We start from the raw sequence: 21,343 nt of genomic DNA, 5'->3' as shown, positions 1-21,343 counted from the left end.
AACACACTCCCGAAAGGTGTTGGGGAGAGGGGGGTTGGGTTTTCTTCGGCTTTTTTTCCCGACGGCGGGGTGGGTGGGGGGCGCCCTGGGGAAACCGGCCCCCCCCACACACGTAACCGGTGGAGCTACCTCGCGTCCTCGCCATCCATGTCCAGGCCCGGGAGCACGCCGGGGAGGAGCGGGGGCAGGGTGACGTCCGGGACCGGCGGCTTGGCCGGGGTGGTGCCGGACGTCGGCGGGGCGCTCTTCGACGGGGGGCCGAGGAGGCCGCCGGTGTTGCCGCCGAGCAGGCCCTGGTTCGGCTTGGTGCCCGAGGTGGAGGGCTGCGGCTTGGTGCCGCCGCCCACCGTGCCGTGCGCCGGGGCCGAGGAGGCCGGGGCCGGGCGGGCCGTGTGGCTCGCCTCGCCCTGGTGCGTCGTGTCCGTACGGCCATGGGTCTTCGTCTTGGCCGGGGGGAGCATCGAACGCAGCGGCTCGACCTCTTGGTCTATGGCGACGAAGACGGAGGTGACCTGGTCGCCGACGTCGGTGAGCTGTGTGGGCAGTTTGCCTCGCAGCTTGCTCCAGCTGTCGCGGTGCGCCGAGGCGAACGACGACAGCGCGGCGATGGGGCTGAGCGAGCCGTCCTTGGCGTACGCGGCGTGGAGCAGTCGGTGGCCTTCGCTCACGTCGTGCTGCATACCGTTCAGCGTGCGGCGGACCTCGCTCAGCTGCTCGTGGTCGAGGTCGCCGGCGCGGCCGCGCTCCATCAGGCGGCGGGCCTCGCTGAGCCGGGTGGAGGCCTGATCGAGGTAGATCTTGCCCCGGTCGGCGTCGTCGTCCGCCAGGTTGAGCTTGAGGTCCTCCATGCCGCGCTTCAGCCCGTACAGCGAGTCACCGGGGAGGGCGTCGGAGCTGGCAGCGGCTACGCCGCTGAACGCGCCCGCGGCCACACCGATGCTCAGGCCGCCCGCAGCGATGCCCTTCGACCAGCGGGAGCGAGGGCGCAATGTCCGGAGCGGGGCCGCCCGGTGGGCGCCCCGGCCGGTCCGCTGTGCGGGCATCTGGGGGTCGGTGGCGCCACCTGAAGCGAACATCTGCTCCATGGCGGCCACGAGCAGCGCCCGCTGCTCCACCTTCACCCGTGGGTCCATCTCTGGTTTCGGCAGTTCGCCGAGGACGGTCGCCAGGGTCAACAGGTCGGCTTCCGCCGCCTGTTCGGCCGCGACGGCCGGATTGGCGGGTGGCTGCTGGGCCGCCGAGGCTTCTTCCAGGGCCTGGGCGAAGGCGTTCGCCCGCCGGTGCGCCGATACGTTTGCGATCACTGGCGGCACCTCCTCTCGTCATCACGGTCGACTCCCCAAGGGGCCTGGAAGGTTGCACGCCTTGAGCACATCCACACGATCGGGTGAGCGGCGGGGGACATGGCGTGACCACTGGGAGCCTGCATCCGGCACAACGACGGACGCGGCACTTGGGTTACGGACGAAGGATGATCGGACCACAGTGTGACCGGGGCAGCACTGAGCACTCACCGAAGGTGAGTTGGGCCGGCCCGTCCGGAGGCCTGCGCGGCCTCCGGGATCAGCGGACATCAGCGGACGTCTAGCGGGCGTCTTCGGGGAGGAGCCGGGCGAGAGTGCGCACGGCTCGGTACTGGAGGGTCTTGATGGCGCCCTCGTTCTTGCCCATGACGCGGGCGGTCTCGGCGACCGAGAGGCCCTGGAGGAAGCGCAGAGTGACGCACTCCTGCTGCTGCGGATTGAGTTTCCGTACGGCTTCGAGGAGCGCGGCGTTGGAGAGGGACTCCAGGACGGAGTCCTCGGGCGACCGCTCCACTTCATTGGCGTCGAGCATTTCGCCGGTGGTCACTTCCAGGCGGAAACGGCTCGACTTGAAGTGGTCCGCGACCAGGTTGCGCGCGATCGTGACCAGCCAGGCGCCGAAATCGCGGCCCTGCCAGGTGAAGGTCGAGATCCTGCGCAGGGCGCGCAGGAAGGTCTCGCTGGTGAGGTCCTCGGCGGTGGCCTTGCCGCCTACGCGGTAGTAGATGTACCGGTACACGGTGTCGCTGTACTGGTCGTACAGCCGTCCGAAGGCGTCGGCCTCGCCCGCCTGGGCGCGCTCGACGAGGTCCATCATGCGGGCGCTGTCGCTGTCGGCGCTGGGGCGGCGGGCGGTCGGCGTCGCGGACGTGCCCGTGCTGCGGCCGCCGCTCCGTCTTCCGACCGCGGCACCACCGTCTGCCAGCGCATAGCAGGCAGCGAGGGGTGAGGCGGTGGCGAAGGCGGGGGCGGTGACGTACGCGGTGGGGACGAAGACGCGCAGACGGTCGACGACCGCTGCGCGCAGCGTAGCCAGGCCCGAGGCGTCAACCCCGACGTGTGGGTACACGGGACTCCCAGAGGCAGAGCTTCCATCACGTGCAGTGCGGGACCGTTCACCCGCCGTTGCGACGTGTGGGTTCCGGTATGCGTCTGAGGAGAATAACGCTTCGTGCAGGGAGCGCTACACCCAGTTGCTCAAATCGTCGATTCCGTCGCTTCTGTTACGTCTATGCGGCGGATTGGGTTGCGGAGTGTGAGCGGGTGGTGGCGTTGTGGTGATCGATGTTGATCGGTTGGGGAGTGGGATGTGGCCGAGTGGAGAGTGGGGGACTGGTGGGGGGTTTGGGGGGTTCCTGCGGGTAAGTGGTCCCGGATTGGGCCCCCACCCCGCCCGTTCCCGCTGTGACATGTGCGGCTCCGCCGCGTGGCCTCCGGGGGTGGGTGGGTGGTTGAGGTGGGTTTCCCCGGGGGCCGCGCCCCCGGGCCCCGTTGCGGGGCCTGCGGCCCCTGCACCCCGCTTTTGGGACTCCGCCCCGGACCCCGGACCCCGGGCCACCCGGACCCCGGGCGCGGGGTGGGTGGGTTACCTGGGCTGCGCCCCTGCACCCCGCTCGCGGAGGCTCCGCCCCTGCACCCCGCTTCGGGGTCCGCCGCGGATCCCGGCACGGGGCGGGTGGGGTGCCTGGGCTTCGCCCCCGGGCCCCGGGCGGGGCTGTGCCCCTGCACTCGCCCGCGGGGGCTCCGCCCCCTGCACCCCGCCCCCTGCACCCCTTCGCGAGGCCTGCGGCCCCTGCACCCCGCGTCGGGGCTTCGCCCGGATCCCGGCACGGGGCGGGTGGGGTGCCTGGGCTTTGCCCCCGGGCCCCGTTCGTCTGCAGGTTGTCTGGGGTTGGGCGCGCAGTTCCCCGCGCCCCTAAAGGCAAAAGGGAGCCCGGCCACATTTCAGCCCTCCGGCGTGCGAGGAGCGGCCCCTTCAGGGGCGCGGGGAACTGCGCGACCAGCCCCCCACCGGTCCGCAGGCGCAACGCAGCCACGAAACGCAGCCCGGAACCGCCTCAGCGCCTGCGGCGATGCAGTGCGACCGCCGCCGCCGTGCCGCCTGCCAGCGCGCCCACCCCCGCCGCCGCCGGGATCCCCACCTTCGCCGCCTTCCGGCCCGTCCGGTAGTCGCGCAGGCGCCACTCCCTCGCCCGGGCGTGCTTGCGGAGTTTCGCGTCGGGGTTGATGGCGTAGGGGTGGCCCACCAGGGACAGCATGGGGATGTCGTTGTGGGAGTCGCTGTACGCCGCGCAGCGCGTGAGGTCCAGGCCCTCCGCCGCCGCCAGGGCGCGAACCGCCTCCGCCTTGGCGGGGCCGTGCAGGGGCTCGCCCACCAGGCGGCCGGTGTAGACGCCGTTCACGGACTCCGCGACCGTGCCGAGCGCGCCCGTCAGGCCGAGGCGGCGCGCGATGATCGTCGCGGTCTCCACCGGCGCGGCCGTCACCAGCCACACCTTCTGGCCCGCGTCCAGGTGCGCCTGGGCCAGCGCGCGCGTGCCGGGCCAGATGCGGTCCGCCATGTACTCGTCGTAGATCTCCTCGCCGATGGTCATCAGCTCGGAGACGCGGTGGCCCTTGACAATGGACAGGGCGCTCTCGCGCGCGTCCTGCATGTGCTCGGGGTCCTCGACCCCGGCGAGCCGGAACCACGCCTGCTGCCAGGCGAACCGGGCCAGGTCGCGGCGCTGGAAGAACTTCCGTTTGTACAGGCCCCGCCCGAAGTGGAAGATCGCCGCGCCCTGCATCACCGTGTTGTCGAGGTCGAAGAAGGCGGCGGCCAGGTCGTCCCCGACGACGGGGAACTCCGGAGCCGAGGGGGATTCGTCATCCGGCTCGGCCCTTCTCCTGGCTTCCGCGTCCGCGAGTTCCGCCAGCTCCTGTTCGGATTTGCGGGCTGCCTCGGCTGCGGCCTCGCCGGCCAGCACGCTGCGGGCTGTCGCCGAGCGCCTACGAGGGGTGAGCCATCCCAGTACGGCCATGTCGTGAGCATAGCCAGTCCGTTCGGTCCCGCCCGACACGCCGGGATGCGGTGGCGTGAACTCTGCGAGGCGGGACTGTTGGCGGGACTGTTGAACGGGTCGGATGGGAGTGATCCCGCTCATGGGCGGGCCCGCTTCGCCGTAGGCGGAGAATGGACTCATGAGTCCTCTCTTTCGGCGGGGGAAGTCCCCGCAGAGCCCCGGCCGGTCCGCCCCGCCGCTCGTCACGCTCATCGGCAAGCCCGGCTGCCATCTCTGCGATGACGCCCGCGCCGTCGTGGAGCGTGTGTGCGCCGAGACCGGTGCGGTGTGGGAGGAGAAGGACATCACTCAGGACGAGGCGCTGCACCGTGAGTACTGGGAGCAGATTCCGGTGGTCCTCGTCGACGGCGCGCAGCACACCTTCTGGCGCGTGGACCCCGCTCGCCTCAGGAGTGCACTGAGCGTGTGAGGTGGGTGAGGTGGGTGGGGCGACTGTGTGCGCGTCCGAGCTCCACCTGCCCGTGATCGAGTGGGTGATCAGCGGTAGTTGTGGTTACCATCGAGGTCGTTTTGTCGCGTTCGGGGGTGACATCGTGGAGAGGTGTGTACGGTTTTGCCCCCTTCGGGTTCTGAACGGGTCGACTTCGCTGTCGGTTCCCGGGAATCGGCGCCGGTTCGCGTGAGCCCGGTCACTTTGCTCGGACAAAGCGGACACCATCTTTGTGCACGCGTTCACAAAGACATAGCCTGCATTCGACGGGGCGGTCCTGGGACACATGACCGCCTGCCTCGCTCATCCCGCAGGAGCACCGTGGCAACTGGCCGAACTCACCGACCGGCGACCCGTAGCCGAGGAATCCCCGAGGCCACCGTCGCCAGGCTTCCGCTGTATCTGCGTGCACTGACCGGACTGTCGGAGCGCTCCGTACCCACGGTCTCCTCCGAGGAGCTGGCCGCGGCCGCGGGGGTCAACTCCGCGAAGCTGCGCAAGGACTTCTCGTACCTCGGCTCCTACGGGACCAGGGGCGTCGGCTACGACGTCGAGTACCTCGTCTACCAGATCTCCCGCGAGCTCGGCCTGACCCAGGACTGGCCCGTCGTCATCGTCGGCATCGGAAACCTGGGCGCGGCCCTCGCCAACTACGGCGGGTTCGCCTCCCGTGGCTTCCGGGTCGCCGCGCTGATCGACGCGGACCCCGCGATGGCGGGCAAGCCCGTCGCCGGGATCCCGGTGCAGCACTCCGACGAGCTGGAGAAGATCATCAGCGACAACGGTGTCTCCATCGGCGTCATCGCGACGCCGGCGGGCGCCGCGCAGCCGGTCTGCGACCGCCTGGTCGCCGCCGGGGTCACCTCCATCCTGAACTTCGCGCCGACGGTCCTGTCGGTGCCCGAGGGTGTCGACGTACGCAAGGTCGACCTCTCCATCGAGCTGCAGATCCTCGCCTTCCACGAGCAGCGCAAGGCCGGTGAGGACGCGGCCGCGGCCGAGGCCGCCGACGTCGTGGCGCCCGTGGTGCGCGGCGGCGCGGCCGTGGACCGGAAGGGACCCGACGGGGACATGCCCGCCGTGATGCCGGCATGAGCCTCCTGGTCGTCGGCCTCAGCCACCGCAGCGCCCCCGTCAGCATCCTCGAACGGGCCTCGCTGTCCTCCGACACGCAGGTCAAGCTGCTGCAGGACACCCTGGCCGCGGAGCCCGCCGCCGAGGCGGCGGTCCTGGCCACCTGCAACCGGATCGAGCTGTACGCGGACGTGGACAAGTTCCACGCGGGCGTCGCCGAGCTCTCCACGCTGCTCGCCCAGCACAGCGGCGTCGGTCTGGAGGAGCTCACTCCGTATCTCTATGTGCACTACGAGGACCGGGCCGTCCACCACCTCTTCTCGGTGGCGTGCGGGCTGGACTCGATGGTCGTGGGCGAGGGGCAGATCCTCGGCCAGATCAAGGACACGCTGGCGCTGGGGCAGGAGCTCCACACCGCCGGGCGGCTCCTCAACGACCTGTTCCAGCAGGCCCTGCGGGTCGGCAAGCGCGCCCACAGCGAGACCGGCATCGACCGGGCCGGACAGTCCCTGGTCACCTTCGGCCTGGAGCAGCTGGCCGTCGGCATGCCGGTGGAGACCTGGGCCAAGGACAAGCGAGCCCTGGTGATCGGCGCGGGCTCGATGTCCTCGCTGGCCGCGGCGACGCTGGCGCGCGCCGGAGTGCGCGAGGTGATCGTCGCCAACCGCACGCCCGGCCGCGCCGAGCGCCTGGTCGAGATCCTCGCGGAGTCGGGGACGGCCGCCCGTGCCGTGCCGATGGGCGATGTCGCGCGCGAGCTGACACGAGTCGACGTGGCGGTTTCCTGTACGGGCGCGACCGGTCTGGTCCTGACGGCTCAGGCCGTCGGCGAGGCGCTCGGCGCCCCGGTCGCCGACGCGCCCGCTCCCGCGGGCCACGCGCCCGCCGCCGCCCCCGAGGGCTGCCCCGTCGACTTCGCCGCCACGGCCGCCGCCGGTGCCGGACTCGCCGCGTACACGGCGGTCGCCGAGGCCGCCGACGCCGTACGCGAACAGGGCGAGCCGGTCGACGCCGACTCCCTGGAGCTGCACGGCAGTTGGGCCGACAACGCCACCGGCGCCCGGCCCGCCGCGCGCCGCCGCATCCCCGCGCAGAGCGGCCCGGTCCGGCTCGCACTGCTCGACCTCGCCATGCCGCGCGACATCGACGCCGCCGTCCACCGCATCCCGGGCGTGCGCCTCGTCGACATCGAGTCGCTCGCCGAGGCCTCGGCCGACGCGCCGATGGCCGCCGACGTCGACCAGGTCCGCTCGATCGTCTCCGACGAGGTCGCGGCCTTCGGCGCCGCCCAGCGCGCCGCGCACATCACGCCGACCGTGGTGGCGCTGCGCGCCATGGCCGCCGACGTGGTGGCCGGCGAAGTGGCGCGCCTGGAGGGGCGGCTGCCCGACCTGGACGAGAGGCAGCGCGCCGAGGTCACCCAGACCGTGCGCCGCGTCGTCGACAAGCTCCTGCACGCGCCGACCGTGCGGATCAAGCAGCTGGCGGCCGAGCCCGGCGGCGCCGGGTACGCGGACGCGCTGCGCACTCTCTTCGACCTCGACCCGGAGACGGTCGCCGCCGTGTCGCGGGCCGATCTGAACGACGTCGACGTCAAGAACCGAGACGCGAAGAACCGAGGGCGGTCATGACCCAGAAAGCACTGAGGCTGGGGACCAGGCGCAGCATGCTCGCCATGGCCCAGTCCGGCCAGGTGGCCGACGCCGTACGGCAGTTGACCGGGCGTCCGGTCGAGCTGGTGGAGATCACCACGTACGGCGACACCTCGCGCGAGCACCTGACGCAGATCGGCGGCACGGGCGTCTTCGTGACCGCGCTGCGCGACGCGCTGCTGCGCGGTGACGTCGACTTCGCCGTGCACTCGCTCAAGGACCTGCCGACCGCGCAGCCCGACGACCTCGTGCTCGCCGCCGTGCCGGTCCGCGAGGACCCGCGCGACGTACTCGTGGCGCGCGACGGGCTGACCCTGACCGAGCTGGCCGCGTCCGCCGAGGGCCGTCCGGTCCGCATAGGCACCGGCTCGCCCCGGCGTATGTCGCAGCTGAACGCGTATGCGCGCAGCCACGGCCTCGCCGTCGAAACCGTGCCGATCCGGGGGAACATCGACACCCGGATCGGATTCGCGCACAGCGGTGAACTCGACGCGGTGGTACTCGCCGCGGCCGGGCTCAACCGCATCGGCAGGATCGGTGAGGTGACCGATTTCCTCGCGGTCGACACCATGCTGCCCGCCCCCGGCCAGGGGGCACTGGCGATCGAGTGCACGGCAGCCGATGCCGACCTCGCCGCCGCGCTCGCCGAGCTCGACGACCCGTACACCCGGGTCGCCGTGACCGCCGAGCGGTCCCTGCTCGCCGCCCTGGAGGCCGGCTGTTCCGCACCTGTGGGTGCCTACGCCGACCTGCTGGCCGACGGGCAGATTGTTCATGAGATGCGCCTGCGCGGCGTCGTCGGTACCACCGACGGCTCGACGCTGGTGCAGCTGTCCATCACCGGTCCTGTACCTGCGTCGCACGACGAAGCCGTGGCGCTCGGTCGCGAACTCGCGGTCGAGATGCTTGCCAAGGGTGCGGCCGGTCTTATGGGGGAGCGAGCACTTTGAGCCCCACCAACTCCTCGAACCTTCCCGCCGTCTCCGCGCACGGGTGCGTCACCTTCCTCGGTGCCGGCCCAGGGGACCCGGGACTGCTGACGCTGCGCGCCGTGGAAGCGCTGGCGTCGGCAGATGTCCTGATCGCCGAGCCGGCTGTGCTCGACGTGGTTCGCGCGCATGCGCGGGCAGGTGTGGACACGCCTCAGCTGACGGTAGTTGACGAGACGTCAGCAACCGTTGGTGTCCCCGTGTTGCGGGACGCCGCCAATCTTGTCATGGAGGCCGCACGCTCCGGCAGGCGGGTGGTGCGTGCGGTCGCGGGCGACCCGGGCCTGGACGGCAGGGCGGGCGACGAGATGCTCGCCTGCGCCTCGGAGGGCATCCCCTTCGAGGTCGTGCCCGGTGTCGCGACGGCGGTGGGCGTACCCGCGTACGCCGGTGTTCCGCTCAGCGACACCTCGGGCGGCGCCGATGTGCGCTTCGTCGACGCGCGCAGCGCGGGCGAGCGCTGCTGGACCGAGGTCGGCGCGAGCGACGGCACGGTCGTCGTCTCCGCGACCCTGGAGACGGTGGCCGCGGCGGCGGGCGAACTCGTCGCGGCGGGCCGCAAGCCCGACACCCCGATGACGGTGACGGTCGCCGGTACGACCACGCGCCAGCGCACCTGGAACGCGACGCTCGGCTCGGTCGCCCAGGTCCTCAAGCAGGCGAAGGTGCTGCCGTCGCCGGACGGGCACCAGCCGGTCATAGCCGTGGTCGGTGAGCGCACCGCCGCGGCCCAGCGCGACCGGCTGTCGTGGTTCGAGTCCAAGCCGCTCTTCGGGTGGCGGGTGCTCGTACCGCGTACGAAGGAGCAGGCGGCGTCGCTCTCCGACCAACTGCGTTCGTACGGCGCGGTGCCGCACGAGGTGCCGACGATCGCCGTCGAGCCGCCGCGCACGCCGCAGCAGATGGAGCGCGCGGTCAAGGGCCTGGTGACGGGCCGCTACGAGTGGATCGCCTTCACCTCGGTGAACGCGGTCAAGGCGGTGCGCGAGAAGTTCGAGGAGTACGGGCTGGATGCGCGCGCCTTCGCGGGCATCAAGGTCGCGGCGGTGGGCGAGCAGACGGCGGCGGCCCTGGTCGAATTCGGCGTCAAGCCGGACCTGGTGCCCAGCGGCGAGCAGTCGGCGGCGGGCCTCCTTGAGGACTGGCCCCCGTACGACCCGGTCTTCGACCCGATCGACCGCGTGTTCCTGCCCCGGGCGGACATCGCCACCGAGACGCTGGTGGCCGGTCTGATCGAGCTGGGCTGGGAGGTGGACGACGTCACGGCCTACCGGACCGTGCGCGCGTCGCCGCCGCCGGCCGACACCCGTGAGGCGATCAAGGGCGGTGGCTTCGACGCGGTGCTCTTCACGTCGTCGTCGACGGTCCGCAACCTCGTCGGGATCGCGGGCAAGCCGCACAACGTGACCGTGATCGCGTGCATCGGCCCGGCCACGGCCAAGACGGCCGAGGAGCACGGGCTGCGGGTGGACGTGATGGCGCCCGAGCCGTCGGTGCTGAAGCTGGCGGAGGCGCTGGCGGAGTTCGGGGCGGCGCGGCGGGATGCGGCCGTGGAGGCCGGGGAGCACGTGACTCGGCCGAGCGAGCGTCGGCCTGGGGCGCGGCGGCGTCGTACCACCTGAGCTCGTGGGCGTCCCGGGGGCTGCGCCCCGGGCCCCCGGGCGGGGCTGCGCCCCGGATGCCCTTCTGTCCGCGGGCCCGGTGAGGGCTGGTCGCTCCCCCAAGTTCTCGGCTCCGCTCGAACAGGGGGGACCCCCATCGCGGCGGAGCCGCACAGTGACACAGCCCCGCGCCCCTTTTGGGCCCGGTGTTTGGCTGCGGGTCGGCTGTGGCTGGTCGCGCAGTTCCTCGCGCCCCTAGGGGCAGAACGGGGTCCGGCCAGATTTCAGCGCTCCGGCGTCTGAGGAGCGGGGTCCGGGGCGGAGCCGCGAAGGCGGGGGGCAGGGAGCGAAGCCCCCGCCCCCACGGGGCGCGGGGAACTGCGCGACCAGCCACAGACGAACGGGGTCCGGGGCGGAGCCCCGAAGCGGGGTGCAGGGGCCGCAGCCCCCGGGAGAACCTCCTCTTCCCCCCTCTCCCCCGGAGGCCACGCGGCGGAGCCGCAATTGTCACAGCGGGAAGGGGCGGGGTGGGGCAAACCCCCCCGGCCCACCGGCGTAGCGTAGGCGCATGACCTACGGATCCTTCCCCGGCGCCCGCCCCCGGCGGCTCCGCACCACGCCCGCCATGCGCCGCATGGTCGCCGAGACCCGGCTGCACCCCGCCGACCTGATCCTCCCCGCCTTCGTGCGCGAGGGCATCACGGAACCCGTCCCCATCCAGGCCATGCCCGGCGTCGTCCAGCACACGCTCGACACCCTGCGCAAGGCCGCCGTGGAGGCGGTGGAGGCCGGGGTCGCCGGGATCATGCTCTTCGGTGTGCCGGTGGACGAGAAGAAGGACGCCGCCGGGACCGCCGGCACCGACCCGGACGGGATCCTCCAGGTCGCCATCCAGGCCGTGAAGGCGGAGGTCGGGGACGACCTCGTCGTCATGTCCGACCTCTGCCTCGACGAGTACACCGACCACGGCCACTGCGGCGTCCTCGACGCCGACGGGCGCGTCGACAACGACGCCACCCTGGAGCGGTACGCCGAGATGGCCCAGGTCCAGGCCGACGCGGGCGTCCACGTCGTCGGCCCCAGCGGCATGATGGACGGTCAGGTCGGCGTCGTCCGTGATGCCTTGGACCAGACCGGCCACGAGGACGTCTCCATCCTCGCCTACACCGCGAAGTACTCCTCCGCCTTCTACGGGCCCTTCCGCGAGGCCGTCGGCTCCTCCCTCCGGGGGGACCGGAAGACGTATCAGCAGGACCCCGCCAACGTCCGCGAGTCCCTGCGCGAGCTCGCGCTCGACCTCGACGAGGGCGCCGACATGGTCATGGTGAAGCCCGCGGGCCCCTACCTCGACATCCTCGCCAAGGTCGCCGAGTCCGTGGACGTACCCGTCGCCGCGTACCAGATCAGCGGCGAGTACGCGATGGTCGAGGCCGCCGCCGAGAAGGGCTGGATCGACCGCGACAAGGCGATCCTGGAGACTCTGACGGGAATCAGGCGGGCCGGTGCCAACTTGATCCTTACGTACTGGGCGACGGAGGTCGCCCGCGGACTGTAGGCATACGCGACGGGGCGGGCAATGGCGGAACAGGCGTTAGACGTACGGGACTTCGACGACGTCCCCGACTTCATCACTCCCGTCGAGAACGTTTTCGTACGGGCCCATCTCGGGGTCCCGGAGGTCGACACCGACTCCTGGACCCTGTCCGTCGAAGGGCTCGTCGAGCGGCCGTTCCGGCTGCGGCTCGACGACGTCCTGGCCCTGCCCGCCCGCCGGTTCACCGCGTTCCACGAGTGCTTCGGCAACCCCTTCAAGCCGGACGTGCCGACCCGGGCCGTGGCCAATCTGGTGTGGACCGGGTTCGACCTCTCCGCCCTCCTCGACCGGGCCGTGCCGCTCGCCTCCGCGCGGCACGTCTGGTTCGAGGGCGCGGACACCGGCTCGTTCGACGGCGAGGACGGGCTCTCGTACGTGAAGGACCTGCCCCTGGAGACCGCCCGGCGGGACGTCTTCCTCGCGTACGAGATGAACGGCGAGCCGCTCACCGTCCGGCACGGGCACCCGCTGCGGGCCGTCGTGCCCCGGATGTTCGGCACGAACTCGGTGAAGTGGCTGACCCGGATCATCCTGGCCGACGAACGGCCGGACCACATGTTCACCACGCGCTTCTACACCCGCGTCCACCCCGGCGAGCAGACCGCCCGCCCCGTCCGCTCCGTGGACGTCGGCAGCAAGATCCTGAGCCCTCGGGACGGCGATCAACTGTCCGGTGAGTACGTGGAGTTGGCCGGGCGGGCCTGGAGCGTCGGCGAAGTCGTCTCCGTCGACGTCAGTGTCGACGACGGGGCCTGGCGGCCCGCCGTCCTCGAACCCCTCGGGGCCGACCCCGCCTGGCAGCCCTTCACCCTGGCCCTGCGGCTCCCGCCCGGCCGCCACCGCATCCGCGCCCGCGCCACCGACCGTGACGGGCGCGTCCAGCCGCCGCCCGGTGTCCGCAACTCGGTCCACGAGGTCACGGTCACCGTCACGGTCAGCGGCGGGGGAGGGGGAGCGTGACCGGCCGTCCGGACGGGTGGCCGGTGCGCGGGCTCAGCTCCGTCACCGCGAGCGTGATCGCGGTGGACGCGTAGAGGTACGTGCCCCTCGGGTGCACCGCGACCCCCGTGCAGTGCGGGACCGTGAAGCCCGCCAGTTGCTCGGGCGTGGTGTCCGGGGCGAGGAGGCCGTCGGGGGCGAGGGCGGTCCGGTAGAGCGCTCCCGTCTCCCGTTCGGCGAAGTAGACGCAGCTGGCCGCCGGGTGGACCGCGAGCGGGCCCGGGCCCGGCAGCACCTGCCGGGTCAGCGCCGGCCCGTCGGAGTCCGCCCGGCCGTCCGCGCGCAGCGCGAAGACGTTCAGGGCGTGCCCCCGGGGATCGCTGACGTAGAGGTGGGTGCCGGCGGGGTGGACGGCCAGGCCCTTGTGGAGGGGGGCCGTGCCGCGTACCCAGAGCGTCGTCGTGGCGCCGTCGTCCGGTCTGCCGTCCGGGCCCAGCGGTACGCACGAGACGGCCGCCTTCTCGTCCCGGCTGGCGACGTAGAGGAGCGGCAGGGACGGGTGCGCCGCCACCGTGCCGTCGGGGCTTGCCCCGGTCGGCGTGAACACCTGCCAGCCGACGCCGCGCGAGGGCCGGCCGGTCGCGTCCAGGACGTGCCACAGCAGGCGTTCGCCCGCCGGGTCGGTGACGTACAGGCGGGCGCCCGCGCTGTCCGCCGCCAGCCCGTACGGCCGCACCCCCGGGGTCCACTCGGCCGGGGCCTCCGGGCGCCCGTCCTCGCCCAGCGGGACGCGCAGGATGCCGTGCGGCTCGCCCACGTACAGCCATGTCCCCTCGGGGTGGACGTGGAGCTCCGCCCGGACAGGGCCGTCCCCGTCCTCCCCCGCGCCCCACTGGTCCTGGTCCCGGCCCACTGGCACTCCCGCCGTCGTCGTCTCGCCGCGTCTGTCGTCACAGAGCTAACGAGTCCGGCGACCGGCCGGGGTGCAGCCGCGCGGCCGGGTCACCCGGGCGGGCTCAGGGCGCGGCGGCCGGACCAATGGACGGACAGGCATATGTAGGCGGCACCGATATGCGTACGCTGCCGGTTAGTTGGACGTCCTATGAAACGACTGGGGGGCCAAAACCATGTCCGTCGCCGCTGCCGTTCCCGCCGCCGTGCCCGCTCTCGCCGCGCGGGCCGCGTCCGTGGGCTCCTCGCCCGTACGGGAGATCCTGGCGCTCACCGCGCGGCCCGAGGTCATCTCGTTCGCGGGCGGGCTGCCCGCGCCGGAGCTGTTCGACGTGGCGGGCATGCGCGCGGCGTTCGACGCCGTGCTCGCGGACGAGGGCCGGGTGGCGCTGCAGTATTCGACGACCGAGGGCGACCCGGGGCTGCGGGCGGCCACCGCCGCGCGGCTCACCGGGCGCGGACTGGACACCGGGGCCGGGCAGTTGCTCGTCACCACCGGATCGCAGCAGGGCCTCACCCTGCTCGCGGCGGCGCTCGTCGAACCCGGCGACACGGTCCTTGTCGAAGACCCCTGCTACCTCGCCGCGCTACAGGTCTTCGGGTTCGCGGGCGCCCGGATCGTCGCCGTGCCCTCGGACGAGGACGGCCCCGACCCCGTGGCCCTCGACGAACTCGTCGCCCGGGAGCGGCCGAAGCTCTTCTACTCGGTGCCCACCTTCCAGAACCCGACCGGGCGCACCATGACCGCCGAGCGGCGCCGCGCCGTCGCCGAGGTCGCCGTCCGGCGCGGGCTCTGGGTGGTCGAGGACGACCCGTACGGGGATCTGCGCTACGAGGGCGAGAGCGTGCCGTGGATCTCGTCGTACGAGGGCGCCGCCGACCGGACCGTCCTGCTCGGCAGCTACTCGAAGATCATGGCGCCGGGGCTGCGGCTCGGCTGGCTGCGGGCGCCCGAGGCGCTGCTGCGGGCCTGCGCCGTCGCCAAGCAGGCCGCCGATCTGCACACCCCGACCGTCAACCAGCTGGCCGCCGCCCGCTATCTGGCCGACCGGGACCTGGACGCGCACGTCGCCAAGGTCCGGGCGGCGTACGGCGAGCGCCGGGACGCCATGCTCGCCGGGCTCGCGGACGCGCTGCCCGAGGGCTCCTCGTGGAACCGGCCCGAGGGCGGCATGTTCCTGTGGGCCACGCTGCCGCCGGGCAGCGACGCGACCGCCTCCCTGAAGAAGGCGGTCGCTCATGACGTGGCGTACGTTCCCGGCGCGCCCTTCTTCGCCGGCACACCCGACCCGGCCGCGCTGCGGCTGTGCTTCGTCACCTCGGCGCCGGACGAGATCGCGGAGGGGCTGCGGCGGCTGGGACGGGCGCTGCGGCGGGGCTGACCGTGCCGGCTACCAGGCGCTGATCGCGCTCATGTCCGACTGCCAGTAGGTGGCCATGGCCTGGGCGTCGACGACGCCGACCGGCTTGGGCAGCGAGGCGTAGGCCGAGCGGCCGACGGACTCCATGCCGACCGCACCGCGGAAGTACACGACGACCTGGCTGGTCATGTACGGGTCGGTGCCGTCGGACTCGCCCTGGGTGCGCACCATCGCGTACGTGGACTGGCCCGGGGCGAGCGTGATCTGCGCCTGCGGGATGGTGTCCTTGTCGACCGGGATCGGCGACTGGGCGTTGGAGAACTTGATCGCCGGGGCGTCGTAGGCGTTGCAGGTCGTCTTGCCGGTGTTGGTCGCGGTCAGCAGGATGTGGTTGATCGGGCGGGAGATCGGGGTCGCGGTCAGCTTCATGTTGGAGCCGGTGCAGGTGACGCGCTTGGACGAGCCCGAACCTGACTGGCCGCCCGACTGCTTGCCGTTCGACTTGGCGGGCTTGGCCGTGCTGTGGCCGCCGGTGGTCGAACCGGACCCGCCGGAGGTGCCGCCCGTGCCGCCCGTCGTGCCGGCCGAGTCGCCGCCGGTCGAGGCGCCCTGGGCGCCGCCGTCCGTGCCGGAGGAGGCGGACGCCGAGGCGGACGGCTTCGACGCCGCCTTGTCCGACGCCTTCGAACCGGAGTCGCTGCCGCAGGCGCTGAGGGACAGCGCGGCGATGAGGGCGGTGGTCGCGGCGGCGGTGATGCGGAGGTTGGTACGCATGGTGGATCGAACTCCCCGTTGGTCGGTGCGTGAGTGGTACGTGAGTGGGTGGGTCAGGTGTGAAGGCTGAGGACCAGCGCGATGACCGTGACCACCGAGGCGGCCAACATCGCGGCGGCCATCGAGTCCGCCAGGTTGACCCGGATGCGGAATCGCATTGCCTGCTCCCCGGTGGTGCCGGTGTGGCTGGTTGCTGCACCTACCTTGCGGGCCGGTCGGCGGCGATCGCAATCAGCACGGGACAATGGGGGAAGCTGGAACGCGGGAACACGCTCTGACCTGGGGAAACCGACTTCCCCTGGAACGCGTTCCCGGGACGGACAGGGGAGGGAAACGGCTCGTGGCTACGGCTGAGTCCGAGGATTTCGCGGCGCTGCTCAGGGAGTTGAAGGACCGTTCGGGACGGAGTTACGGCGTCCTGGCGGGCAAGCTCCATGTGAGTACGTCGACGCTCCACCGGTACTGCAACGGTGACGCCGTGCCCAATGAGTACGCCCCCGTCGACCGGCTGGCCCGGCTCTGCGGGGCGACCCGGGAGGAGTCGGTCGAGCTCCACCGCCGCTGGATCCTGGCGGACGAGGCACGCAGGCGCGCGCGGGCGGGGAACGGGACGGCGACGACTTCGGGTTCGGGTTCGGGTTCGGGTGAGGTGCCCCCGGCGGCTGCGCCCGCCCCGGTCGCCGAAGCGCGTACGGACACGGTCCCGGCGGCCGCCGCGGAGCCCGCCGCCGAGGCGGCCCCCGAACCGGACCCCGCGCCCGAGCCCGGTCCCGCCCCCGGCTCCGCCCACGAACCCGAAGTCGTCGCCGTGCGGGCCGACCCGGTCGCCCCGCGCCGTACCGGCCGTATGAGCAGGCGCACCCGGCTCGGCCTCATCGCCGCCGGGGTCGTCGTCGCGCTCGGCGTGCCCGCCGTGGCCGTCGCGACCCTGAACGGCGGGGCGGGGGACGGCAAGGGCGCCAAGAGCGAGAGCGTCGCCGACGCCAAGGCGAGCGGGGGCACCGCGCCGAAGGCCACGCCCCCCAGGTCGCCCTCGCCGGACGCCTCCTCGCCGAGCCCGTCAGGATCCGCGTCTGCGTCCGGCACCCCGTCCTCGGAGCCGCCGTCGCCCTCGCGCAAGCCCGTCACCGGCACGCCCGTGAGCGTCGGCGTCAGCTCGTACCAGTGGGACGGGCCGTGCGGGAAGTTCTATCTGCTCGACCAGAAGCCGGAGGCGGTGCCGCCGTCCACCCCGCTGGACAGCCGCACCTGGGCGCGGACGCTGGGCGCGGTCGACGGCGGGCACCTCATGCTGCAGCTCACCGCGACCGGCAAGTCGCAGGAGTCGGTCGTCATCAACGCCCTTCACGTACGGGTCGTCGAGCGCAAGGCACCGCTCGACTGGAACGCGTACTCGATGGGATCGGGGTGCGGGGGCACGGTCGTCCCGCAGTCCTTCGACATCGACCTGGACAAGTCCCAGCCGCTCGCCAAGCCCGTCGCCGGCCAGCAGGGCGACACGAAGGTGCCCGCCGGGGACTTCCCGTACAAGGTGTCCACGACGGACCCGCAGGTGCTCAACCTCGATGTGCACACCGACGCGCACGACGTGACCTGGTACCTGGAGGTGGAGTGGAGCAGCGGCGACCGCTCCGGCAAGCTCAAGGTCTACGACGCCGGCGGCAAGCCGTTCCACAGCAGCGCCATCAAGGGCCGCCCGGCGTACGAGTACCGGACGGACACCGACGTGTGGGAGCGGCTCATCACCTGAGCCGCTCCCCGCACGGGGGTTGATCAGAGGCGCTCGGGCGTCCGGATGCCGAGCAGGGCCATGCCCTGGTGGAGCGTCCGGGCGGTCAGGTCGCAGAGGAGCAGCCGGTTCTCGACGACATCCTGCGCCGGGCGCGGCTTGATGACCGGGCACTGGTCGTAGAACGTCGTGAACAGCGAAGCCAGCTGGTACAGGTACGCGGCCAGCTTGTGCGGCGCGTACTCCGCCGTCGCCTCCGCGAGCAGCTCGCCGAACGCGTCCAGGTGCAGACCGAGGGCACGCTCCGCCGGGGCGAGTCCGAGCTCCGGGTGGGCGGCGGGCTGCGCGTCGCCGGCCTTGCGCAGGATCGACTTGATACGGGCGTACGCGTACTGGAGGTAGACGGACGTGTCGCCGTTCAGCGACACCATCTGGTCCAGGTCGAACTTGTAGTCCCGGTTCGCCGACGTCGACAGGTCCGCGTACTTCACGGCGCCGATCCCGACGTACCGCCCGTTCTCGACGATCTCCTCCTCGGTCAGGCCCACCTTCTCGGCCTTCTCGCGCACGACCGCCGTGGCCCGCTCGACGGCCTCGTCGAGGAGGTCCTCCAGCTTGACCGTGGCGCCCTCACGCGTCTTGAACGGCTTGCCGTCCGCGCCGAGCACCGTGCCGTAGCCCATGTTGTGCGCGGTGACGTCGTCGCCGAGCCAGCCCGCCCGGCGGGCCGCCTCGAAGACCATCTTGAAGTGCAGCGACTGGCGGACGTCCACGACGTAGATCAGCGTCGTGGCGTCCAGGTCGGTGACGCGGTTGCGGATCGCGGAGAGGTCGCTCGCCGCGTAGCCGAAGCCGCCGTCCGCCTTCTGCACGATCAGCGGCACCGGCTGGTCGTCCTTGCCGCGGATCTCGTCGAAGAAGACCACGAGCGCGCCCTCGGAACGCACGGCGACACCGGACTCCTCCAGGAGCCGCGCCGTCTCCGGCATCAGGTCGTTGTACGCGGACTCGCCGACGATCTCCTCGTCCCGGACCGCCATGTCCAGCTTCTCGAAGACCGAGTAGAAGTAGACCTTCGACTCGTCCACGAACTGCTGCCACAGCTCCAGGGTCTCCTTGTCGCCCGACTGGAGGGCGACGACCCGCTTGCGGGCCCGCTCCTTGAACTCCTCGTCGGAGTCGAAGACCGCGCGCGACGCCTTGTACACCCGGTTCAGGTTGCTCATCGCCTGCTCGCCGTCGACGTCGGCCGCGGGGGCCAGCTCGCCGGGGTTCTCGATCAGGTACTGGATGAGCATGCCGAACTGGGTGCCCCAGTCGCCGATGTGGTGCCGGCCGATCGTCTTCTCGCCGGTGAAGTCGAGCATGCCGCGCAGCGCGTCGCCGATGACCGCCGAGCGCAGATGGCCGACGTGCATCTCCTTCGCCACGTTCGGCTGGGCGTAGTCGACGATCGTGACGCCCGGGTTCTCCTTCAGCGGCACGCCGAGCCGGTCGTCGGCGGCGCGCGCGGCCAGCGTCCGCGTGATCGCCTCGTCGGTGAGCGTGATGTTGAGGAACCCGGGGCCCGAGACCTCGACGTCCTTCAGGAGGTCACCGGCGTCGAGCACACCGGTGACCTTCGTCGCCAGCTCGCGCGGGTTGCCCTTGAGCTTCTTGGCGAGCGCCAGGATGCCGTTGGCCTGGAAGTCGGCCCGGTCGCTTCGTCGCAGCAGCGGGTCGGTGGAGCCGGCCTCCGGCAGGGCTGCCGAGAGGGCGTCCGCCAGGCGCTGCTGGACAGTGGAAGCGAGGGAAGGGACCGAAGCCATGGGTTCCGTTTCCTGTCGGTTGGCCGCTCATATCCGGATCTGCTCCGGGATGCGGGCGGGATGCGTTCAAGCCGATTCTCCCACGCGGGCGTCTTCCGTTTCTCCGGGAAAACCGCGCAACCCCGGAGGTGGTGGTTCCGTCTGGGACAATGGGCGGGCCAGCCCCTTCAAGGCGTACGAGAAAGAAGGACGTGCCGACCGTGGCTCAGAGCAGCACCGAGACCGACTGGGTCTCCCGTTTCGCGGACGAGGTCATTGCCGACTCGGAGCGTCGTGCGCCTGGCAAACCGGTCGTCGTCGCGTCCGGTCTCTCCCCCTCCGGGCCCATTCACCTGGGCAACCTCCGCGAGGTCATGACCCCGCACCTGGTCGCCGACGAGGTCCGCCGGCGCGGGTACGAGGTCCGCCACCTGATCTCCTGGGACGACTACGACCGGTACCGCAAGGTGCCGAACGGCATCCCCGGCATCGACGACTCGTGGGCCGAGCACATCGGCCGCCCGCTCACCTCGGTCCCGGCCCCGGCCGGCTCGGCGTACCCGAACTGGGCCGAGCACTTCAAGGCCGCGATGACCGAGGCCCTGGCCGAGCTCGGCGTCGAGTACGACGGGATCAGCCAGACCGAGCAGTACACCTCCGGCGCCTACCGCGAGCAGGTCCTGCACGCGATGAAGCACCGCGGCGACATCGACGCGATCCTGGAGCAGTACCGCACCAAGAAGGCCCCCGCCAAGAAGGGCCAGAAGCCGGTCGACGAGGCCGAGCTGGAGGCCGCTGAGGGCTCCGGCGCCGCCGCCGAGGACGACGGCACGGGCAGCGCGGGCTACTTCCCGTACAAGCCCTACTGCGGCGGCTGCAACAAGGACCTCACCACGGTGAGCGCCTACGACGACGAGAGCACCGAGCTCACCTACACCTGCTCGGCATGCGGCTTCTCCGAGACCGTCCGGCTCAACGAGTTCAACCGCGGCAAGCTGGTCTGGAAGGTCGACTGGCCGATGCGCTGGGCGTACGAGGGCGTGATCTTCGAGCCGTCCGGCGTCGACCACTCGTCCCCGGGCTCCTCGTTCCAGGTCGGCGGCCAGATCGTGTCGATCTTCGGCGGCGAGCAGCCGATCGGCCCGATGTACGCGTTCGTCGGCATCAGCGGCATGGCCAAGATGTCCTCCTCCAAGGGCGGCGTGCCGACCCCGGCCGACGCGCTGAAGATCATGGAGCCGCAGCTGCTGCGCTGGCTGTACGCGCGCCGCAAGCCCAACCAGTCGTTCAAGATCGCCTTCGACCAGGAGATCCAGCGGCTCTACGACGAGTGGGACAAGCTGGAGGCCAAGGTCGCCGACGGCACGGTCCTGCCCGCCGACGCCGCCGCCTACGCGCGTGCCGCCCGCACCGCCGCCGGTGAGCTGCCGCGCACCCCGCGCCCCATGGCGTACCGCACGCTCGCCTCGGTCGTCGACATCACCGCCGGCCACGACGAGCAGACCATCCGCATCCTCAGCGACCTGGACCCGGCGAACCCGCTGTCCTCCCTCGACGAGGTGCGGCCGCGGCTCGACAGGGCCGAGGCGTGGATCAACACGCAGGTCCCCGCCGACCAGCGGACCGTGGTGCGCGAGGAGCCCGACACCGAGCTGCTCGGCTCGCTCGACGACCAGGCCCGCGAGTCGCTGCGGCTGCTCGTGGACGGCCTCGACGACCACTGGTCGCTCGACGGCCTGACCCACCTGGTCTATGGCGTGCCGAAGGTCCAGGCCGGGTTCTCCCCGGACGCCACCCCCAAGGAGCTGCCGCCGGAGATCAAGACCGCCCAGCGGACGTTCTTCGCGCTCCTGTACCACCTGCTGGTCGGCCGTGACACCGGCCCGCGCCTGCCCACGCTGCTTCTTGCCGTGGGCGCGGACCGGGTGCGCAAGCTGCTGGCGGCGTAACGCTGTAGTTCGACTGCGGGCCGTCTGTGGCCGAGCGCGGGGGTTCCCCCGCCCCCCGGGAGTTCCGGGGGGGGGGGAAGGCGAGGGGAAACCCAAAAAAGCCCCAAAAAAACCCACAGCAACCCCCCGAACCCCGTACGGATCCGC

Annotated in this window: 16 protein-coding genes; 10 read left to right on the top strand and 6 right to left on the bottom strand. The window is 72.0% G+C overall.

All coding sequences use genetic code 11. From position 1 onward, the window contains the following. Positions 1 to 125: 125 nt before the first annotated feature. The 3 genes from ACZ499_RS30640 to ACZ499_RS30630 form a co-directional block, all read right to left on the bottom strand. Positions 126 to 1,304 (bottom strand): DUF5667 domain-containing protein, encoded by a 1,179-nt coding sequence (locus ACZ499_RS30640; RefSeq protein ID WP_468679461.1) that lies wholly within the window; start codon positions 1,302 to 1,304, stop codon positions 126 to 128. Between the two features lie 280 nt (positions 1,305 to 1,584). Continuing rightward, entirely contained in the window at positions 1,585 to 2,373 is a 789-nt protein-coding gene (locus ACZ499_RS30635; protein ID WP_468679460.1) for an ECF subfamily RNA polymerase sigma factor, BldN family, read from the bottom strand. Positions 2,374 to 3,361: 988 nt separating this feature from the next. Then, complete coding sequence (locus ACZ499_RS30630; protein WP_468679459.1) at positions 3,362 to 4,324, bottom strand: HAD family hydrolase; 963 nt, start codon at positions 4,322 to 4,324, stop codon at positions 3,362 to 3,364. A 160-nt stretch (positions 4,325 to 4,484) separates the two neighbouring features. Between ACZ499_RS30630 and ACZ499_RS30625 the strand changes: the two genes are divergently transcribed. The 7 genes from ACZ499_RS30625 (at position 4,485) to ACZ499_RS30595 (ending at position 12,666) form a co-directional block, all read left to right on the top strand. Further along, positions 4,485 to 4,775 (top strand): glutaredoxin family protein, encoded by a 291-nt coding sequence (locus ACZ499_RS30625; RefSeq protein ID WP_468679458.1) that lies wholly within the window; start codon positions 4,485 to 4,487, stop codon positions 4,773 to 4,775. Positions 4,776 to 5,117: 342 nt separating this feature from the next. Then, a complete protein-coding gene (locus ACZ499_RS30620) occupies positions 5,118 to 5,891 on the top strand; it encodes a redox-sensing transcriptional repressor Rex (RefSeq protein ID WP_468679457.1) in 774 nt (257 codons plus the stop codon). After that, positions 5,888 to 7,501, top strand: coding sequence for a glutamyl-tRNA reductase (locus tag ACZ499_RS30615; RefSeq protein WP_468679456.1), 1,614 nt, complete (start codon positions 5,888 to 5,890; stop codon positions 7,499 to 7,501). Before ACZ499_RS30620 ends, ACZ499_RS30615 begins: the two co-directional genes overlap by 4 nt. Beyond that, entirely contained in the window at positions 7,498 to 8,472 is a 975-nt protein-coding gene (gene hemC / locus ACZ499_RS30610) for a hydroxymethylbilane synthase (RefSeq protein ID WP_468679455.1), read from the top strand. Before ACZ499_RS30615 ends, hemC begins: the two co-directional genes overlap by 4 nt. After that, positions 8,469 to 10,133: a bifunctional uroporphyrinogen-III C-methyltransferase/uroporphyrinogen-III synthase gene (locus tag ACZ499_RS30605; RefSeq protein WP_371654044.1), complete on the top strand. Its 1,665-nt coding sequence runs from the start codon at positions 8,469 to 8,471 to the stop codon at positions 10,131 to 10,133. Before hemC ends, ACZ499_RS30605 begins: the two co-directional genes overlap by 4 nt. Before the next feature lie 547 nt (positions 10,134 to 10,680). Beyond that, positions 10,681 to 11,667, top strand: coding sequence for a porphobilinogen synthase (gene hemB / locus ACZ499_RS30600; protein WP_468679454.1), 987 nt, complete (start codon positions 10,681 to 10,683; stop codon positions 11,665 to 11,667). Between the two features lie 21 nt (positions 11,668 to 11,688). Further along, on the top strand, positions 11,689 to 12,666 hold the full coding sequence (locus tag ACZ499_RS30595) for a molybdopterin-dependent oxidoreductase (RefSeq protein WP_468679453.1): 978 nt from the start codon (positions 11,689 to 11,691) through the stop codon (positions 12,664 to 12,666). Here ACZ499_RS30595 and ACZ499_RS30590 read toward each other — a convergent pair. Beyond that, entirely contained in the window at positions 12,641 to 13,558 is a 918-nt protein-coding gene (locus tag ACZ499_RS30590; protein WP_468679452.1) for a lactonase family protein, read from the bottom strand. The genes ACZ499_RS30595 and ACZ499_RS30590 overlap by 26 nt on opposite strands. A 214-nt stretch (positions 13,559 to 13,772) precedes the next feature. On the opposite strand from ACZ499_RS30590, the gene ACZ499_RS30585 reads away from it, so the two are divergent. Beyond that, positions 13,773 to 14,978: an aminotransferase-like domain-containing protein gene (locus tag ACZ499_RS30585; RefSeq protein WP_468679451.1), complete on the top strand. Its 1,206-nt coding sequence runs from the start codon at positions 13,773 to 13,775 to the stop codon at positions 14,976 to 14,978. A gap of 9 nt (positions 14,979 to 14,987) precedes the next feature. Here the strand turns inward: ACZ499_RS30585 and ACZ499_RS30580 are convergent, their stop codons facing one another. Next, positions 14,988 to 15,731, bottom strand: coding sequence for a DUF4232 domain-containing protein (locus ACZ499_RS30580; RefSeq protein WP_468679450.1), 744 nt, complete (start codon positions 15,729 to 15,731; stop codon positions 14,988 to 14,990). Positions 15,732 to 16,071: 340 nt separating this feature from the next. On the opposite strand from ACZ499_RS30580, the gene ACZ499_RS30575 reads away from it, so the two are divergent. After that, positions 16,072 to 17,481 (top strand): helix-turn-helix domain-containing protein, encoded by a 1,410-nt coding sequence (locus ACZ499_RS30575; RefSeq protein ID WP_468679449.1) that lies wholly within the window; start codon positions 16,072 to 16,074, stop codon positions 17,479 to 17,481. Positions 17,482 to 17,504: 23 nt separating this feature from the next. On the opposite strand, the gene argS is transcribed toward ACZ499_RS30575, so the two are convergent. Further along, entirely contained in the window at positions 17,505 to 19,268 is a 1,764-nt protein-coding gene (gene argS, locus ACZ499_RS30570) for an arginine--tRNA ligase (protein ID WP_468679448.1), read from the bottom strand. Between the two features lie 191 nt (positions 19,269 to 19,459). Between argS and lysS the strand changes: the two genes are divergently transcribed. After that, the gene (lysS, locus tag ACZ499_RS30565; protein ID WP_468413752.1) at positions 19,460 to 21,196 is read left to right on the top strand and encodes a lysine--tRNA ligase; all 1,737 of its coding nucleotides are present in this window, start codon (positions 19,460 to 19,462) and stop codon (positions 21,194 to 21,196) included. Positions 21,197 to 21,343 lie beyond the last annotated feature (147 nt).

This window comes from Streptomyces sp. NPDC031265 (assembly GCF_055570295.1).
This window is presented reverse-complemented; position numbering and strand designations above follow the sequence as displayed.

Excerpts from the sequence above, each read along its gene's own strand:
- ACZ499_RS30615 (WP_468679456.1), top strand. The coding sequence starts at position 5,888 with ATGAGCCTCCTGGTCGTCGGCCTCAGCCACCGCAGCGCCCCCGTCAGC.
- ACZ499_RS30585 (WP_468679451.1), top strand. The coding sequence starts at position 13,773 with ATGTCCGTCGCCGCTGCCGTTCCCGCCGCCGTGCCCGCTCTCGCCGCG.
- hemC (WP_468679455.1), top strand. The coding sequence starts at position 7,498 with ATGACCCAGAAAGCACTGAGGCTGGGGACCAGGCGCAGCATGCTCGCC.
- hemB (WP_468679454.1), top strand. The coding sequence starts at position 10,681 with ATGACCTACGGATCCTTCCCCGGCGCCCGCCCCCGGCGGCTCCGCACC.
- ACZ499_RS30595 (WP_468679453.1), top strand. The coding sequence starts at position 11,689 with ATGGCGGAACAGGCGTTAGACGTACGGGACTTCGACGACGTCCCCGAC.
- ACZ499_RS30630 (WP_468679459.1), bottom strand. The coding sequence starts at position 4,324 with ATGGCCGTACTGGGATGGCTCACCCCTCGTAGGCGCTCGGCGACAGCC.
- ACZ499_RS30625 (WP_468679458.1), top strand. The coding sequence starts at position 4,485 with ATGAGTCCTCTCTTTCGGCGGGGGAAGTCCCCGCAGAGCCCCGGCCGG.
- ACZ499_RS30580 (WP_468679450.1), bottom strand. The coding sequence starts at position 15,731 with ATGCGTACCAACCTCCGCATCACCGCCGCCGCGACCACCGCCCTCATC.
- argS (WP_468679448.1), bottom strand. The coding sequence starts at position 19,268 with ATGGCTTCGGTCCCTTCCCTCGCTTCCACTGTCCAGCAGCGCCTGGCG.